Raw genomic sequence first — 14,521 nt, 5'->3', positions numbered from 1 at the left:
GGCAGCTCCGATGCGCAAAAGCCTTTCGGCCTACAACGTCAGGGTCACGCGGTCCCCTGCAAACCATGTGCGCCCATACTCAACGGGATTGCCGCTCTCGTCGACGTTCACGCTCGTGGACTTGAGCAAGGGGTCACCTTCCGCGACCTGAAGGTGCAAAGCTTGCGTGGCGGACGCGCGCACCGCCGTCAGACGCGTCGAGGCGCGGGTATAGTCGGCAACGCCGGCGGTCTGCAGGGCCTGCGTAATTCGCGTGTGGACCCTCAAGGCCTCCGCGACACCGGGAAGGCGCGCCGCGGGAAAGACGCTTTCGACCACGGCGATGGGCTGCCCATCCGCCAAAGACAGACCATGATAGGCGCAAACCGGATCTCCTGGGGCAATGCGCAAAGCCTGCGCCTCGCCATCGGTTGCCACACGTTCCTCGATGTTCAGGACCCGCTTTTCCGGACGGCGCCCGGCGGCAATAAGGTTTTCATGGAACCGCACCCTTTTGCCGATCGCATAGTCCGTGGGTGTTGCGGCGACGAAGGCTCCGGAGCCTCGTCGCGTCCGGATCAAGCCTTCTTCGACCAATGCGGAGAGGCCATGTCGTACCGTATGACGGTTGACGCCGAACCGTTCGGCCAATGCCGCCTCGGTCGGCAGGCGGTCCCCGGGCGTGTATCTGCCCTCCGCCACGTCACTGCGCAGCGCCTCGGCAATGGCCTGCCAAATGGGTGTCTTAGCTGACGCGTTACTCAAGTTTCACAAATCTCTTCTGTTCTTCGGACGCCCACATGATAGAATATGTATAGTTGTATAGGAATTGGAAAAGTTGTCGAGATGAAAGACGCTTTTGACGAAACCGCCAGGCGGAAGGCCTGGATGAGCCTGTTGGCCAAGGCGCCCGAAGGGCGGGTCGCCGCCCTTCTGGATGCCGCGATCACGCGGCCGGAATTTGCCTGGCTCAGAGCGCCCGAGATCGGAAGCGCGATGGTGCGTGGCCGGGCAGGGGGAACCGGTGCGCCGTTCAACTTGGGCGAAATGACCGTGACGCGGTGTGCTTTGACGCTTGTCAGCGGTGAGGTGGGCCACGCCTATATCCAGGGCCGTCGCAAGGGCGATGCCGAAGCGGCCGCTCTGGTCGATGCACTTATGCAGGGGGGCGACGCGGAAAAGATCCGTGCGGCCGTTCTCGCGCCGCTCGAGGCCGAACGGATCGCGGCCAAAACGGCGCGCGCGGCCAAGGCTGCAGCAACGAAGGTCGAGTTCTTTACCATGGTGCGCGGAGAGGATTGATGCGGGCACAAACCCTCTCGGGCGGCTTCGACAACCCCGCCATTCAATCCGCCCAGGCGTTTCGAAGTGTGATGGAAGCGATGGCACGTCCCGGACAGATCCGGGAAATCGCCGGCGCAGAACCGCCAGCCCCGCTGTCCATCGCGGCGGGCAGCGTTCTGTTGACGCTGTGTGACGCCGACACGCCCGTCCACCTTGCAGGCAGCGCGGATAATGACGATGTGCGCGCCTGGTTGGCCTTTCACACCGGAGTCCCGCTGGCAGGTCCGTCGCAGGCGACTTTTGCCGTCGGAGACTGGGACGCCCTGATGCCGCTCGATGCCTACCGGATCGGAACGCCGGAATACCCGGATCGGTCCGCGACCCTGATCGTGGACCGCGCAGAGATTTCCGCATCGGGGGCCACGCTGAGCGGTCCGGGGATCAAGTCGCAGGCCGCGCTGTCATTGCCCGAGGTCGCGGCCTTTCAAAGCAACCGGGCCCTGTTCCCGCTCGGTCTCGATTTCATATTCACCAGTGGCACGCGCCTTGCCGCGCTGCCCAGAAGCACCAGGGTCGCGTAATGTACGTTGCTGTCAAAGGCGGAGAGCGCGCCATCGAATGCGCCCATGCCTGGCTTGCCGAAGAGCGCCGGGGCGACACGCGCATTGCCGAATTGAGCATCGCGCAAATCCGGGAGCAGATGAAACTTGCCGTGGATCGCGTGATGGCCGAAGGCTCGCTCTACGATCCCGATCTCGCCGCGCTGGCGATCAAGCAGTCCCGCGGCGACCTGATCGAAGCGATTTTCTTGATCCGGGCCTATCGCACCACCATACCCCGGTTTGGAGCGTCCGCGCCCGTGGAAACGGGCAAGATGGCCTGCGACCGGCGCATCTCGGCCACGTTCAAGGACCTGCCGGGCGGTCAGGTCCTGGGACCGACGTTCGACTATTCCCACCGCCTTCTGGATTTTAAACTGGCCGCCGACGGCGAGGTGCCCGAAGCGCCGACGCGCGAGGCTGCTCTTGACGACGTGCCGCATGTGACCGGGTTCCTGAACCGTGAGGGGCTGATCGAGCAAGCCCAGCGTGACGACACACCGCCTCCGGACCTGACCCGCGAACCGCTCGAACTGCCGGCGGAACGTGCGTTGCGCCTGCAGGCGCTGACGCGCGCCGACGAAGGCTTTACGCTCGGCCTCGCTTACTCCACGCAGCGTGGCTATGCGCGCAACCATGCCTTCGTGGGCGAATTGCGCATTGGCGTAGTCGCGGTCGAATTGGAGATCCCCGAACTGGGCTTTGCCGTCGATATCGGCGAAGTCACGTTGACGGAATGCGAGACCGTGAACCAGTTCACCGGCTCGAAGACGGAACCGCCGCAATTTACGCGCGGTTATGGGCTGGTGTTCGGCCAGTCAGAGCGCAAGGCGATCTCGATGGCGTTGGTGGACCGCGCCCTCCGCTGGGAAGAGCTTGGGGAGGACAACGTCGGCGCGCCTGCGCAGGACACGGAATTCGTCCTCTACCATGCGGACAACATCCAGGCGACCGGGTTTCTGGAGCACATCAAGCTGCCCCATTACGTGGATTTCCAGTCCGAGTTGGAACTGGTTCGGAAGTTGCGCCGCGAAGCAGGCGCGGATCGGGTGCCGGAGGCTGCGGAATGACCGACTACAACTTTGCCTACCTCGACGAACAGACCAAACGGATGATCCGGCGCGCGATCCTCAAGGGTCTTGCAATACCGGGGTATCAGGTCCCGTTCGCCTCGCGGGAGATGCCCATGCCCTATGGCTGGGGAACGGGAGGCGTTCAGGTTTCGGCCGCGGTTCTGACGCCGGAGGATACGTTCAAGGTCATCGACCAGGGCGCTGACGACACGACGAATGCAGTATCGATCCGCTCATTCTTCGAGCGCACGGCAGGGGTGGCGACCACCACCGCAACCGCAGAGGCAAGCGTCATCCAGACCCGCCACCGGATCCCCGAAGAACCGCTGACGGAGGATCAGATTCTCGTCTACCAGGTCCCGATCCCCGAGCCGCTGCGCTTTCTCGAGCCGCGCGAAAGCGAGACACGAAAGATGCACAGCCTCGAGGAATACGGCCTGATGCATGTCAAGCTCTACGAGGATATCTCGCGCCACGGACATATCGCGACGGCTTATGCCTACCCGGTGAAAGTCGAAGAGCGTTATGTGATGGACCCCTCTCCGATCCCCAAGTTCGACAACCCGAAACTGGGTGACATGGCCGCGATCCAGCTTTTCGGAGCCGGGCGGGAACAACGGATCTATGCGCTGCCGCCCTACACGCGGGTGGTCAGCCTCGATTTCGAAGATCATCCGTTCGAAGCCAGCAAGGCAGATCAGATCTGCGGGCTGTGCGGTGCCGAGGACAGCTATCTCGACGAGGTCATTGTCGATGACCAGGGCGGGCGGCTCTTTTGCTGTTCGGATACGGATTACTGCGCGGGCCGGCGCGCGCGGGGTCACCAAGGACCGGCAGTTCCGACCAGCGAGGTTGCAGCATGATCCCTCTGCTTTCCGTCCATGGTCTCAGCAAACGCTATGGCGACCACATCGGCTGTACGGATGTGTCCTTTGATCTCTATCCCGGCGAAGTCATGGGCATCGTGGGCGAAAGCGGCTCGGGCAAGTCCACCTTGCTCAACTGCATGGCCGGCCATGTTGCGCCGGATACGGGACGGGTCGTGTTTGACACGCGCACGGACGGCCCGAAAGACACGCTCACCATGTCAGAGCCCGAGCGGCGCATGCTGGCGCGCACGGATTGGGCCTTTGTCCATCAGCACGCGCGGGATGGGCTGCGCATGGGCGTTTCGGCCGGAGGCAACGTCGGCGAGCGCCTGATGGCCGTGGGCGAGCGGCACTATGGTGACATTCGCGGCACGGCCACCGACTGGCTTGGGCGTGTCGAGATCGACGTCGCCCGCGTGGATGAGCGGCCGTCGACCTTTTCCGGGGGCATGCAACAGCGATTGCAGATTGCACGCAACCTCGTCACCGGCCCGCGACTGGTATTCATGGATGAACCGACCGGCGGGCTGGATGTATCGGTTCAGGCCCGGCTGCTCGACCTGCTGCGCGGCCTCGTGCGCGACATGGGCCTTTCGGCGGTCATCGTGACCCATGATCTGGCCGTGGTCCGCCTGTTGGCGGACCGTCTGATGGTGATGAAATCGGGCCGCGTTGTCGAAGCCGGGCTTACCGATCAGGTGCTCGACGATCCGCAACACGCCTATTCCCAGCTTCTCGTGTCTTCCGTTCTGCAGGTGTGAGCGATGATCGACCTTAAAGACGTCTCGAAAACCTTCATGCTGCACAACCAAGGAAGCGCCGTGATCGACGTGATCAGTGGCGTTTCCCTGCACGTCGCGGCCGGCGAATGCGTTGCGCTGACGGGGGCCTCGGGCGCAGGCAAATCGACCCTCATGCGCATGATCTACGGCAACTACCTGGCGCAATCGGGATCCATCCGCATCGGCGATACGGATATCGTGCAGGCCGAGCCGCGCGAGGTCATTTCCCTGCGCCGCGAGGTGCTTGGATATGTCAGCCAGTTCCTGCGCGTGGTCCCCCGTGTACCGACGCTGGACGTTGTCGCTGAACCGCTTCGGGCCGTGGGCGTTTCCGCGCAACAGGCAACCGCACGGGCCGAGAGCCTTCTGACGCAGCTCAATATTCCGGAACGGCTTTGGCCCTTGTCACCGACGACGTTCTCGGGCGGTGAACAGCAAAGGGTCAACATTGCGCGCGGCTTTGCCCACGAGTATCCCGCGATGCTTCTGGATGAGCCTACCGCAAGCCTCGATGCCGCCAACCGAGAGGTGGTGTTGCGGCTGATCGAAGACGCCAAATCGCGCGGCGCGGCGATCATCGGCATCTTCCACGACCAAGCCGCACGCGACCGGGTGTGCGATCGTGAAATCGACGTCAGCGCCTTCACACCCGGAGTGGCCGCATGACGCTGGGTCGCCTCATCGCGGTTGTGGGTCCATCGGGGGTGGGCAAGGACAGCGTGATGCAGGGCGTGGTCGACGCAGTGCCGGGTTTCCATCTGGTGCGACGCGTCATCACCCGCGCGCCGGGTCTTGGCGGCGAAGACCACGTGGCGGTTTCCGTTCCCGAGTTTCGGGACATGGCAGACGCAGGCGCTTTCGCGGTTCATTGGCGCGCGCACGGGCTGTGTTACGGCATTCCGCGAACGGTCAGGCACAAGGTGAACGAAGGCACGGATTGTCTCGCCAATTTCTCGCGAAGAGCGCTTCGCGCGGGCGCGGAGGCATTCCCCAACTTCCAGGTTCTGAACATCACCGCGAAGCCCGAGACTTTGGCGGCCCGTTTGGCCGCCCGTGGCCGAGAGTCCGAAGCAGAGATCGAAAGACGTCTTGCCGAGGCCAGCAAGACTCTGCCCGCTGACTTTGACGTCATTACCCTTTCCAACGACGGTCCACTCGAGCAGACAATCGCGCGGGCCGTCGCCCTGCTCAAGCCAGTGAGCGTGTAGGGATGGAGGAGTTCAGACCGAACATCTCGCCATGCGCCGCAGACTGCGAAGGCAAACAGCGTGGGACAACCCGACAAACGAGCCTGCCGCGTGGTTTTCCGGCGCCGCGTCTCGTCATTGGACAACCGATCCGAAACCGTCAGGTGACTGCTGAACGCCGGGAGGGGGCTGCAATTCCCGCGTGGAGGCAAATGCACCTCTTGCCGAGTCATTGCTCTCGCAGGCGCAGTGTTTTCGTCATGCGACCCAGTCAAATTAACTTTAGAGACTTGCGGCCCCGCCACGACACGCCGACCCGGCCAGTCAGCGCCTTGATCGGCCAATGTGTCCTCGGGCGGACCCACGTAAATCGCAATGCGAGCGTCTGATATGAACTCACCGTTTCCCGCGTCGTCTTTGACAAAAGCAGGCGACAGCGCCGCGTCAGGCGACATGTGCCTTGCAAACGCACAGATCGTCCTGGCCGATCGTGTTGTCTGCGGGGCGATCACCATCGAACAGGGCGTCATTGCCGAGATAACCGAGGGCGGGACGGTTCCGGACGGCGCATTGGATTGCGGCGGAGACCTCGTCATGCCGGGTCTCGTCGAGCTTCACACCGACAATGTCGAACGCCATATCGAGCCGCGTCCAGAGGTCGATTGGCCCCATTTGCCGGCCCTTCTTGCACATGATGCAGAGCTCGCGTCCACGGGCATAACGACGGTGTTCGATGCGATGCGCGTGGGGTCGATCCACTCCGGCAAGGGGCGGTACATCGATTACGCGCGCAAACTCGCGGACGAACTGCTTGCCGCACGTGCGGAAGGGATGTTCAGGATCAGCCACTTTCTCCACCTGCGCGCCGAAATCTGCTCGGAGACCTTGCTGGACGAATTGGCCACTTTCGGCCCCGAAGATCGCGTCGGGATTGTCAGCCTGATGGATCACACGCCGGGGCAACGTCAGTTCCGCGACCTGACGGCGCTCAAGACCTACGTTTCCAAGAAGCGGGGCATGAACGACGCCGAATTTGCGCAACACGTGCAGGACCTCCTGAGCCTTCAGGACCGGTTCGGCGCCAGACACCAGACCGGAGCGGTCGCCGAAGCGGGCCGCCTCGGTGCCGTTCTGGCCAGCCACGATGACACCACGTCGGAGCATGTCGCAACCTCGGCGGGGAACGGCGTCGGGTTCGCAGAGTTCCCGACCACGCTCGAGGCTGCCGAGGCCTGTCGTGGTCGTGGAATCGCCGTGATGATGGGTGCGCCGAACCTCATCCGCGGCGGATCGCATTCGGGCAATGTTGCCGCGCAAGACCTGGCAAAGCGGGATCTTCTGGACATCGTCTCATCCGACTACGTCCCGTCCGCCCTCCTGCTGTCCGCCTTTCATCTGGCCGAAATCTGGAACGATCTGCCGCGCGCGGTCGCCACCGTGACACGCAATCCGGCCCAGGCGGCACGCCTGTCCGACCGGGGCCTGTTGCAAGTCGGGATGCGCGGCGACATCCTTCAGGTTCGCCAAGCGGGGCCTACGCCAATTTTGCGCGGTGTCTGGAGCCAGGGTCTGAGAATCGGATGAACCGGGGTTCCGTGCGTAATCGGATCAAATCGAGCCTTCGCCGGCGACAGAACTACATCGCAAACTGTTGTCGACGTTTCCATTGCTGAACACCCCCCGACCAGAGGAAAGTCTATGCCCGATTACGACCTCGACAACGCCTATGCGATCGACGGCCCGCAAGACGCGAGGAAGCTTTACGGGGCCTGGGCGCAGACCTATGACAGCAGTTTCGGCGAAGGGTGGGGTTTCATCGCACCCCGTCTGATCGCCGAGCTATACCTGTCCGAAAGCGACGGAAACGAGCCGATCCTCGATATCGGCGCCGGGACCGGGCTGGTCACCGAGCACCTGCGGGGCGCGGTGGTCGATGCCTTCGACATCACGCCGCAGATGCTGGACGTCGCGCGCGGCAAAGGCATCTACCGAAACCTGATCGAAGGCGACCTGTTGGCGCCTCTGGACCTGGCAGACAGCACATATGGCGGCGTGATCTCCTGCGGAACCTTTACCCACGGCCACGTCGGCCCGGCCTGCCTGCCTGAACTCCTTCGCGTCACCCGGTCCGGCGGGCTTTTTGTCTGCGGCACCATTCCGGCGGTGCTGGACGGGATGGGCTTCGGCTCTGCCTTGGCGCGACTGCAGGCGGCGGGTGCGATCACGCCGCTGCGCTTCGCCGAGATCCGGATCTACGACCGCAAGCACCATGATCATGCCGAGGATCGCGGGTTGGTGATGATCTTCCGCAAAACGTGAAACGCGCGACCGCCCAGCAGCACGATCGGTGCGGTAACGGTCAGGCGAAGAGTGAAGTGTGAACGGAGACACAGAGATTGCGGCACGCCTTGCCGACGACCCGCCTATCGCCGCACCCCTAAGCGATGCCGGAGAAGCCTCAAGACTTCTTTTTGGTTTTTGCCTTGGACTTCTTCTTTTCCTTCGCCTTCTTGTCGCTTTTTTTCTTCTTGTCGTTCTTTTTCTTCTTTTCGCTCGACTTCTTTTGTGTCTTCAGCGTCTTCTCGGCCTTCCCAGACTTCTTGGACTTTTCCAACTTCTTGCCGCTCTTCGCCTTGGCCGCTTTCTTCTTCTTCGGTGAAGCGTCCTTCTTTTTTGCCTTCGGCTCGGGCCCCTCACCCGCGACGTTATCGACCTGAGGTGCGCTGATCGTCGCGTCCGTGACGGTCGGTTCGGCTGCTTTGACACTCTGCTGCGCGGATTGCGGAGGAGGCACTTTTCCGACGGGACGCCGTTTCTGACCAAGCGGTCCGGGATCGGACGCCGTGCCCGCGCTCAGGACCTCCTTCGCCTTGATTTTCCAGTCCTTGGCACGATTCTCCGTGACGCCTGGAACGGCAGTAAGGTCCTCCACCTTCGCGCCGGCGAGCACAGTTGCGTCAGCGATCCCCGCCGCGACGAGCCTTTTTGCAAAGGCAGGACCAATTCCCTTGATGTCGGTCAGCTTGCTCATTCGGTTTCTGTCTCCACTCTTGCTTCTTGCCGCGACCGGCATGCATGTTCCGGGCTGCGGCCTTGTGCCGGCCCATGTTGGTTCGGTTTCCGGGTCCCAGAGACTGTCGCCCCGAGGTTTCTGCGCGTGTTGCCGTCGGTGCGATGCGCCTCGAGAAACTCACCCGTGATCCGCCGAATTTCTCGCGCTGCACAGGTCCTCCTCGATCCAGTTAACGGCGGAAAATTCCAGTTCGCAATGGCCCCGTTGGCGGGGAAGATCAGAACGGCACTGCTATGGTCGGATATTGGAACAAAGCGGTCATGTCTTGCGCTTCGGTGGCTGCGTATGGGTTGTCGGCGAAAAGCATTGGCAGTGGTCGTTGATCCCGAGATTGAACTTGTCCAATGAGGATGCCGAGTTCAAAGAGGCTTTTGGACTTCTACGCGAAGCGACTGGAATCGATGCATATCGCAAGATCGACATGATGCAGGTCCGCCTCGAGACGGCCAAGTGGATTGCGAAAGTTTCGTGACACAGCTAGCCTTCCGAAGTCGCCGGGGGGTGCCGCTATGTCAGAACTTCATTACGTCGCAGAGACCGACGAAAACGGTCATATCGTCTGTGTCTGGGTGTCGAACCAGACCGGTCGCACCACACGTCCTTTCAAATGCGAGAGGGATCGATTTCTGCCAGATCGCAGGGCCCGATTCTCCGGCGCGGGGAAAATGGCCATCGCGTCCTGGTTGGCTGCACATCAGATGACCGGCGACCTCGATCGCTAGTGCGACAACACTGATCGGACGTAATTTCTATCTTCACTGACAAGCGTGGGCCTGAAGCCGAGTGTGTCGTGCGACTGTGATGTTGAACCGCTAGCTGCCACGCAATCGTCGCATGCATCTCGAGCCATCGGCGAGACGTCAGGTTCCAACAATCAGATCGCGGTGCGTCCAAGCCGTCTGACCGGGCGCAAGAAACGCAAGACACCGCTTGTGACGTCGCGTGGTTCCGGGCGCGCAGATAGTTCCTGGCTCCCTCAGAGATATGCGGCCATGGCGGCGGCCAGCCGGCTGGCGCGTTCGACATGCGCAGGATCCGAGACCATGAACTCGGACACCAGAGCCTCGATGATCGCAAGGGCAGGGAGAGACGATGCGGACAGTAACGGGTGCGGCGAGGGTGCGAGCAATACCCTGTCCGCAGCATCGACCAGAGGCGATGCGGTCGAGTCGGTGATCGCGATGACATGTGCCCCGGTAGCCCTGGCGGCCTTGGCAAGACCAGTGACATGTGCCGAGTATCTCGGGAACGCCAGCGCCAGCACCACGTCCTGCTCTCCGACGCTCATCAGGCGCCCTGCGGCGACTTCCGTTCCTCCGTATTGCACGACGTTCACGACGCCCTCGCGATAGGGCTGCAGCCCCAGAGCAAGAATCGCAGCAAGGTGCGCGGACAATCCGAATCCCATCGTCCAGACCATTCTTGCGGGTCCGAGGCTCTGCGCGGCTGCCCTGACGGAGCGTGCTGTCTCGGGATCGATGAGGCCTTCGAGACCGCGGACGGCGGTGGCCAGACTGGCTTCCGCCGCTCCGTTCTCCGGGTCCACATCGGCCATGTGCGAGCCGAGCTTGGTGACCGGAGCAATAAGCGCATGGACGGTTTCCCCGACGGCGGCGCGGAAAGCCGGAAAGCCGGAAAGCCCGAGGTCGCGCACGCAACGGCTTATCGTGCTTGGCGAAATTCCGGACCGTTCGGCCAGATCTTCGATCCCGTGTGTGGCCACGAACACCGGGTCTCGCAGAATGAATTCGGAAAGCGCGCGCTGCGATCGTGAGCCGGTGCCCAGACTCGCCTGCACTTTCTGGCCGAGGTCGGAAGAGGTGAAGCGTCGGTCGGCTTCGGCTGACCAGGAGGAGGGTTTTGACATTTTTATTTGCACAAATTGACGGTCTGAAAATCAGTTGCCAACGACAATGCAATAACACATCAACAACAGGACAAGGTTCACCATGCGGGGTGCAGTCCGCACCGGCATTTGATATTTCTCGCTGAAGGCATTTCATCGGCCATCAGACGATTTGTGCAGACGCGTTGCGTGGACCCAAATTTGCACTCCGAACGCCAAGATGGGTGTCGAACTGCGCAAAACTCACTTGAGCGACAAAACATGAATAGGTATTCATGTGACATGGGTACGGCACCAAAAACCACGCGCGGAACCGCGCGGCGCAACCAGCTGCTGCGATCAGCTGAAAAGGTGATCGGAGAGAAGGGTTTTGCCGCCGCCTCCATCGCGGACATCACCCGTGACGCAGAGACGGCGCTTGGCACCTTCTACATCTACTTCGTGTCGAAAGAGCAGGTGTTCCGCGAACTCGTGGTCGAGATGGGCGCGCTGACCCGGCGCGTGATGGCCGATGCCGTGACCGGCGCACCGGACCGGCTTGAGGCGGAACGGCGCGGCCTTCTGGCCTTCCTGAGGTTCGTTGCGGACCGTCCATCCCTCTACCGCATCGTAGAACAGGCAAGGTTCGTCGACCCCGAGGCCTATCAGGAATATTTCTCGGGCTTCGCCGCCGCCTACCGGGAACAACTGGAAAAGGCCGCCGCAGAAGGCGAGATCCGGCCCGGGCATGCCGAGATCCGCGCCTGGGCGCTCATGGGGGTGGCCAAGAGTCTCGGAGACCGCTTCGTGCTGTGGGAAGAGCAGGGCGATCTCGAGAATATCGCCAATGCGGCCTTCGAGATGATCCGCGATGGCCTCGCACCATGAGTGACGATCTCGTCCGGAGCGTGCGGTCGCAGGACGGGGTCTGGCGCATGACGCTCGACGCCCCGCGTGCCAATGCGCTGACACCGGAGTTGCTGGACGCGATCCGCCAGGCTCTCGATGCCGTCGAAACCGCGGACCCCGACACCCTGATCATCGCGGGTGGCAAGAACTTCTGCTCGGGCGGTGATGTCGCGCGATTTCTCGAGGCCGCGGAAGACGGGAAAGCGCTCAGCTATGCGCAGACGGTGGTGCCAGCCTTGCAGGACATCGTACTGCGGCTCGTTTCGCTGCCGGGTACGGTCGCAGTCGCCGCGCGAGGCGCGATCACCGGAGGCGGCGCGGGGTTCCTCTTTGCGTCGGATTGCGCCGTGGTCGCCCCGAACACATTCCTTCAGCCATACTATGGCCGGGTGGGATTCGCGCCGGATGGCGGCTGGATAGCGCTATTGCCCGGGCGGATCGGTGCCGCACGCGCGAATGCCTGGATTGCGACCGATGCGAGGTATCGCGCCGGCAGGCTGGAAGAGATTGGGCTTTGCAATGCCGTGGCCTCGGACCCCGAATACACGGTGGACCGGCTGTACGAAAACATCTGCACCGGGACGCGGCGCGCGGCGAAGGCGCTGTTCTGGACCGCGGAAAAGCGCGCCGCTCTGGAACGGTCACTGGCCGCCGAAACATCTGCGTTTCTGGATCGCATCGACACGCCGATGGTCCGTGCCCGGATGAAAGCGTTCGTGACCCGCAACGTGGCACTGACCGATGTTTGACCTCATCCCTGACATGGCGGCCAAGCGTGCCGAGCTCTCTGGGGAGGCGCTTGCATTTCACGACGTGCAGACGGGTCTCGACTGGAGCTTTCGTGACGTCGACGCGGCGGCAAACGGCGCGGCGGATGCGCTGACATCGAAAGGTCTGAAAGAGGGAGACCGGATCGCCTGCCTGACCTTGAACCGCGCCGAGTTCTTTGTGCTGCTGCTGGCCTGCCAGAAGGCCGGTTTGATCTTGTGTCCTCTCAACTGGCGGCAACCTCTTGCCGAACTGGTCGAGGTGCTTGGGCCGGTGTCGCCGCGCCTGATCCTGCACGACGATGCTTTCGCCGTGACCGCAACCAAGCTGGCCGAAGCCTTGTCGATCTCCTGCGAATCCTTCGATCAGAGCGCTGAAAGCTGGGCAGCCGGACGCCCCGGGTCCGTCGGGATGATCCCCGCGGACCGGCCCTGGTACCTGCTCTTTACCTCCGGCACCACCGGGCGGCCCAAGGCGGTCATTCAGACGGCGCGCATGGCCTGGGCAAACGCGGTCAATATCGGTCAGGCGATCCACCTGACGCCCGCCGACCGGTCGGTCAACTTCCTGCCGCTTTTCCATACCGCCGGGATTAACCTCTACACCCTTCCGGTGTTTCTCAATGGCGGCGGCTCGAAGATCCTGCCGAAGTTCGACGCCGCCGACCTGCTCGACCTGCTGCGTTCCGGCGAGATCACCCAGTTCTTCGGCGTGCCCGCCATATACCAGGCCTTCAGCCTCTCCGCGGACGTGGATGCCGTGGACTGGGCTGCGATCAGATGCGGCTGCGGTGGTGCTCCGTTGCCGGAACCGCTGATCCGATCGTTTGCCGAGCGAGGCGCAAAGGTGCTCAACGGATTCGGCATGACCGAAACCGGCCCGACCGTCTTTCTGATGGACGAGCAGTACGCCGAAGCTAAGATCGGGTCCGTGGGCCGCCCGCAGATGTTGACCGAGTGCCGGTTGGCGGGCGTCCCGGATGGTGCGGCAGGCGAAGGAGAGATCCTGCTCCGCGGTCCGAACATCACGCCCGGCTATTTCGAAGATCCCGAAGCGACACGTGCGGCCTTCACCGCGGATGGCTGGCTGCGCACCGGGGACGTGGGGCTGCGCGACTCCGATGGTTTCCTCAGGATCGTCGATCGGATCAAGGACATGTACATATCGGGTGGCGAGAACGTCTACCCGGCGGAGGTCGAACGCGCGCTTTTCGAGCACCCCGATGTACTGGAAGCCGCGGTCGTTGGCGTGCCGGATCCACGCTGGGGCGAAACCGGCGTCGCTTTCGTTCTTGCGCGCCCGGGCCAGACAATCGAGCCGGAAGGGTTGCGCGCGTGGTGCAGGGATCGACTGGCGCCCTACAAGATCCCGGCGAAGGTCGAGGTTCTTGACGAGTTTCCGCGCACGGCTGCCGGCAAGGTGCGCAAGACCGATCTCAGAGCGAGGATGGCATGACGGACCTGCGTCAAACCTGGACACCGACGCAAGCGGAGTTCGACCTGTTCGCCAAGGTTTCGGGCGACGACAACCCGATCCACGTCGATCCGGACTTCTCGGCCCGGACCGGTTTCGGTCGGACCGTGTCGCATGGCATGCTGATCTACACCAAGCTCTGGGGAATGGTGCGTGCCGCACGACCTGAAAGTGTCGCCCTTCGGCAAGCGATGATGTTTCCCAACCCGACCTATGCGGGCGAGGACGTGCGGCTTGTCGTAAAGGGCAACCTGCCTGGAACCGTCAAGATGAAGGCGATCCGCGCCTCCGATGAGGCCGAGTTGTTTCTGGGCGAAGCGGAGGTGGGGTGATGGACATCGGGGACCGGGCGGAGATCCGGCGCGTCTTTTCCGCCGAGGATGTCGCGGCCTATGTTGAATTGGAAGGCGGAGACCCTGCCAGCACCGTGCCCGAGCCCCTGATCGCCGCTCTTTTTTCCTACCTTTTGGGCGTCAAGCTGCCGGGGCCCGGGACGAACTACCTCAAGCAGGATATCGCGTTCTCGGCGCGTGCGCCGCTTGGCACCGAACTGACCGCGTCGGTCGAAGTCACTCGCCTGCGCCCGGAAAAGGGCATTGTCGACCTATGGGCATCCGCACGCCTTCCCGATGGGAGGGTGGTCGCCGAAGGCAGATCGCTTGTGAAGTTCACGGATACCGAACACGGCTGACCCTTTGGT

17 protein-coding genes are annotated in these 14,521 nt (G+C 62.8%); 14 read left to right on the top strand and 3 right to left on the bottom strand.

Going from position 1 to position 14,521, the window contains the following annotated elements; translation table 11 throughout:
• Positions 1 to 30: 30 nt before the first annotated feature.
• A complete protein-coding gene (gene phnF / locus R5H30_RS14595) occupies positions 31 to 744 on the bottom strand; it encodes a phosphonate metabolism transcriptional regulator PhnF (protein WP_318329213.1) in 714 nt (237 codons plus the stop codon).
• A gap of 81 nt (positions 745 to 825) precedes the next feature.
• Here phnF and phnG point away from each other — a divergent pair, with 81 nt between their 5' ends.
• From phnG to R5H30_RS14550, 9 genes are all read left to right on the top strand, one after another.
• Positions 826 to 1,281 (top strand): phosphonate C-P lyase system protein PhnG, encoded by a 456-nt coding sequence (phnG, locus tag R5H30_RS14590; protein WP_318329212.1) that lies wholly within the window; start codon positions 826 to 828, stop codon positions 1,279 to 1,281.
• On the top strand, positions 1,281 to 1,844 hold the full coding sequence (gene phnH, locus R5H30_RS14585) for a phosphonate C-P lyase system protein PhnH (protein WP_318329211.1): 564 nt from the start codon (positions 1,281 to 1,283) through the stop codon (positions 1,842 to 1,844). Before phnG ends, phnH begins: the two co-directional genes overlap by 1 nt.
• A complete protein-coding gene (locus R5H30_RS14580) occupies positions 1,844 to 2,932 on the top strand; it encodes a carbon-phosphorus lyase complex subunit (protein ID WP_318329209.1) in 1,089 nt (362 codons plus the stop codon). Before phnH ends, R5H30_RS14580 begins: the two co-directional genes overlap by 1 nt.
• Entirely contained in the window at positions 2,929 to 3,798 is an 870-nt protein-coding gene (locus R5H30_RS14575) for an alpha-D-ribose 1-methylphosphonate 5-phosphate C-P-lyase PhnJ (protein WP_318329208.1), read from the top strand. Before R5H30_RS14580 ends, R5H30_RS14575 begins: the two co-directional genes overlap by 4 nt.
• The gene (gene phnK / locus R5H30_RS14570; RefSeq protein ID WP_318329207.1) at positions 3,795 to 4,565 is read left to right on the top strand and encodes a phosphonate C-P lyase system protein PhnK; all 771 of its coding nucleotides are present in this window, start codon (positions 3,795 to 3,797) and stop codon (positions 4,563 to 4,565) included. The genes R5H30_RS14575 and phnK overlap by 4 nt, the downstream gene beginning before the upstream one ends.
• A 3-nt stretch (positions 4,566 to 4,568) precedes the next feature.
• A complete protein-coding gene (gene phnL, locus R5H30_RS14565; RefSeq protein ID WP_318329205.1) occupies positions 4,569 to 5,252 on the top strand; it encodes a phosphonate C-P lyase system protein PhnL in 684 nt (227 codons plus the stop codon).
• A complete protein-coding gene (gene phnN / locus R5H30_RS14560; RefSeq protein ID WP_318329204.1) occupies positions 5,249 to 5,794 on the top strand; it encodes a phosphonate metabolism protein/1,5-bisphosphokinase (PRPP-forming) PhnN in 546 nt (181 codons plus the stop codon). Before phnL ends, phnN begins: the two co-directional genes overlap by 4 nt.
• A 369-nt stretch (positions 5,795 to 6,163) precedes the next feature.
• Positions 6,164 to 7,357 (top strand): alpha-D-ribose 1-methylphosphonate 5-triphosphate diphosphatase, encoded by a 1,194-nt coding sequence (locus R5H30_RS14555; RefSeq protein ID WP_318329203.1) that lies wholly within the window; start codon positions 6,164 to 6,166, stop codon positions 7,355 to 7,357.
• 114 nt (positions 7,358 to 7,471) lie between these two features.
• The gene (locus R5H30_RS14550; protein ID WP_318329201.1) at positions 7,472 to 8,092 is read left to right on the top strand and encodes a class I SAM-dependent DNA methyltransferase; all 621 of its coding nucleotides are present in this window, start codon (positions 7,472 to 7,474) and stop codon (positions 8,090 to 8,092) included.
• A gap of 139 nt (positions 8,093 to 8,231) precedes the next feature.
• On the opposite strand, the gene R5H30_RS14545 is transcribed toward R5H30_RS14550, so the two are convergent.
• Together R5H30_RS14545 and R5H30_RS14540 are read right to left on the bottom strand one after the other, a co-directional pair.
• A complete protein-coding gene (locus R5H30_RS14545; protein WP_318329200.1) occupies positions 8,232 to 8,804 on the bottom strand; it encodes a helix-hairpin-helix domain-containing protein in 573 nt (190 codons plus the stop codon).
• Between the two features lie 1,018 nt (positions 8,805 to 9,822).
• On the bottom strand, positions 9,823 to 10,713 hold the full coding sequence (locus tag R5H30_RS14540; protein ID WP_318329199.1) for a MurR/RpiR family transcriptional regulator: 891 nt from the start codon (positions 10,711 to 10,713) through the stop codon (positions 9,823 to 9,825).
• 261 nt (positions 10,714 to 10,974) lie between these two features.
• Here R5H30_RS14540 and R5H30_RS14535 point away from each other — a divergent pair, with 261 nt between their 5' ends.
• From R5H30_RS14535 to R5H30_RS14515, 5 genes are read left to right on the top strand one after another with little or no spacing between them, the layout of a single operon-like run.
• On the top strand, positions 10,975 to 11,559 hold the full coding sequence (locus tag R5H30_RS14535) for a TetR/AcrR family transcriptional regulator (RefSeq protein WP_318329198.1): 585 nt from the start codon (positions 10,975 to 10,977) through the stop codon (positions 11,557 to 11,559).
• Positions 11,556 to 12,329, top strand: coding sequence for an enoyl-CoA hydratase/isomerase family protein (locus R5H30_RS14530; RefSeq protein WP_318329197.1), 774 nt, complete (start codon positions 11,556 to 11,558; stop codon positions 12,327 to 12,329). The genes R5H30_RS14535 and R5H30_RS14530 overlap by 4 nt, the downstream gene beginning before the upstream one ends.
• Complete coding sequence (locus R5H30_RS14525; RefSeq protein WP_318329196.1) at positions 12,322 to 13,803, top strand: class I adenylate-forming enzyme family protein; 1,482 nt, start codon at positions 12,322 to 12,324, stop codon at positions 13,801 to 13,803. The genes R5H30_RS14530 and R5H30_RS14525 overlap by 8 nt, the downstream gene beginning before the upstream one ends.
• On the top strand, positions 13,800 to 14,153 hold the full coding sequence (locus R5H30_RS14520) for a MaoC family dehydratase (RefSeq protein ID WP_318329195.1): 354 nt from the start codon (positions 13,800 to 13,802) through the stop codon (positions 14,151 to 14,153). The genes R5H30_RS14525 and R5H30_RS14520 overlap by 4 nt, the downstream gene beginning before the upstream one ends.
• Complete coding sequence (locus R5H30_RS14515) at positions 14,153 to 14,512, top strand: hotdog family protein (RefSeq protein WP_318329194.1); 360 nt, start codon at positions 14,153 to 14,155, stop codon at positions 14,510 to 14,512. The genes R5H30_RS14520 and R5H30_RS14515 overlap by 1 nt, the downstream gene beginning before the upstream one ends.
• Positions 14,513 to 14,521 lie beyond the last annotated feature (9 nt).

The sequence above is a fragment of the Roseobacter sp. FCG-D35 genome, assembly GCF_033436665.1.
In the GTDB taxonomy this organism is placed as follows: domain Bacteria; phylum Pseudomonadota; class Alphaproteobacteria; order Rhodobacterales; family Rhodobacteraceae; genus JAWQFO01.
Note: the sequence above shows the minus strand (reverse complement) of the source record. Positions and strands in the feature narration are given on the sequence as shown.